The organism is Inquilinus limosus (genome assembly GCF_002195995.1).
Lineage (GTDB): Bacteria > Pseudomonadota > Alphaproteobacteria > DSM-16000 > Inquilinaceae > Inquilinus > Inquilinus limosus_C.
Genome location: NZ_NHON01000210.1, coordinates 1 through 2,118, shown reverse-complemented (window position 1 = coordinate 2,118; position 2,118 = coordinate 1). Strand labels below are relative to the sequence as shown.

Below are 2,118 nucleotides of genomic sequence, written 5' to 3'. Positions count from 1 at the left end.
GGCCACGACCCGGTGCCGGAGCCGGCGCTGACCGAGCTGGACTGGGGCGCCTGGGAAGGGCTGCGCCTGTCCGACAAGAGCCGGATCGACCCGGCCGAGCTGGCCCGGCGCGAGGCGCTGGGCCGGGATTTCCGGGCCCCCGGCGGCGAGTCCTACCGCGAGCTGCAGGCCCGGCTGGCGCCGCTGCTGCTGCGGCTGGCCGCCGCGGGGCGCGACACCGTCGCGGTCTGTCATCGGGGCGTCATCCTGGCGCTCTATGCCTGCGCCGCCGCGATCCTCGACCTCACCCTGGCGCAGGTCGCCGCCGGGCAGGCGCCGGCATGACCCGCCTGCTGGTCCTGCGCCACGCGCCGACCGAATGGAACGCGGCCCGCCGCATCCAGGGCCGGGCCGACATCCCGTTGTCGGAGGCCGGGCGCGCCGCGGCTGCCCGGTGGCGCCTGCCGGACTGGACCGCCGGCTGGCCGGTGCTGGCCAGCCCGCTGTCCCGCGCCATCGAAACGGCGCGCCTGCTGGGCCACGACCCGGTGCCGGAGCCGGCGCTGACCGAGCTGGACTGGGGCGCCTGGGAAGGGCTGCGCCTGTCCGACAAGAGCCCGGGATTTCCGGGCCCCCGGCGGCGAGTCCTACCGCGAGCTGCAGGCCCGGCTGGCGCCGCTGCTGCTGCGGCTGGCCGCCGCGGGGCGCGACACCGTCGCGGTCTGTCATCGGGGCGTCATCCTGGCGCTCTATGCCTGCGCCGCCGATTGGACCATGATCGGCGATGCGCCGGACGGGCTGCAGTGGGGCTGCGCACACCTGTTCCGGCTGAACTCCACGGGGGCGCCGGTGATCGAGCGGCTGAACATTTCTTTGGCAGCATGAAGGTTCTGTTCCACGTTCAGCATCTGCTCGGCATCGGCCATGTCCGCCGGGCCGCGGCGATCGCCCGGGCGCTGGGCGAGGCCGGCTTCGCCGTGACCGTGGCCCAGGGCGGCTTCGACGTGCCCGGCACCGACTGGGGCGGCGCCGAGGTGGTGGCGCTGCCGCCGGTGCGCTCGGCCGACACCGGCTTCCGCACCCTGCTGGACGCCGATGACAGGCCGATCGACAACGGCTGGAAGAAGCGCCGCGCCGCCGACCTGCTGGCGCTGCTGGCGCGCGTGAAGCCCGACATCCTGCTGGTCGAGACCTTCCCCTTCGGCCGCCGTGCCTTCGCCTTCGAGCTGGTGCCGATGCTGGAGATCGCCCGCCGCGCCGGCCCGCGGCCGCTGATCGCCTGCTCGGTCCGCGACATCCTGGTGGACAAGAAGGACCCGGCCAAGGTCGAGGCCATGGCCGACACCGCGCTGGCCTTCTTCGACCTGGTGCTGGTGCATGGCGACCCGGCCGTGATCCCGTTCGAGGCCAGCTTCCCGCCCGCCGCGCGGGTGGCGCATCTCATCCGCTACACCGGCTACGTCGGCGCGCCGTCGACCCGGGAGGCGCCGCCCGGCGACGGCGTCGGCGAGGTCGTCGTCTCGGTCGGCGGCGGCGCGGTCGGGGCCGAGCTGCTGCGCACGGCCCTGGCCGCCCGCGCCCTGTCCGGCCAGAGCGACGCGCGCTGGCGGCTGCTGGCCGGGCCGGACCTGCCCGCCGGCACCGTGGCGGAGCTGACGGCGGCGGCGTCGGACGGAGTGATCGTCGAGCCGGCGCGGCCGGATTTCCCGAGCCTGCTGGCGCGCTGCCGCCTGTCGGTCAGCCAGGCCGGCTACAACACGGTGATGGATGTGATGCGGGCCGGCTGCCGCGCCGTGTTCGTGCCCTTCGCCGCCGCCGGCGAGACCGAGCAGACCCGGCGGGCGGAGCTTTTGGCTGCCCGCGGCCATTGTCTCGTGGTGCCGGAGGCTGGGCTGACGCCGGAGCGGCTGGCCCGGGCGGTGGACGACGCCATGGCCGCGCCCCCGCCGCCGCGCGCGGCGCTGGCCCTGGACGGCGCCCGGGCCGCGGCCACCCTGCTGCGCGACGCCGCCGAGAAACGGAGCGCCGCGTGAGGAGGATCAGCGAGGAATTGGAGGAGGCAGGGCTTGCCGCGCGGCCGCGGGCTGCGGCTATAGTGCCCCTTTCGTCCGGACCGTCCCGCCCCATGCCCGTGCCCGC

At 75.9% G+C, this 2,118-nt stretch carries 2 protein-coding genes and 1 pseudogene; all 3 read left to right on the top strand.

Features of this window, described 5'->3' with window-relative positions:
* On the top strand, window positions 1-324 hold a 324-nt coding region (locus BWR60_RS35980; RefSeq protein WP_144445883.1), incomplete at its 5' end, for a histidine phosphatase family protein.
* Window positions 321-741 (top strand): annotated as a pseudogene (locus tag BWR60_RS39110) (histidine phosphatase family protein); the annotation flags it as partial. The gene BWR60_RS35980 and the pseudogene BWR60_RS39110, both read left to right, overlap by 4 nt.
* 119 nt (window positions 742-860) lie before the next feature.
* Window positions 861-2,012 carry a glycosyltransferase family protein gene (locus BWR60_RS35970; RefSeq protein ID WP_088158147.1) on the top strand — a complete coding sequence of 384 codons (1,152 nt, stop codon included), beginning with the start codon at window positions 861-863 and terminating at the stop codon, window positions 2,010-2,012.
* The last annotated feature ends 106 nt before the right edge of the window (window positions 2,013-2,118 follow it).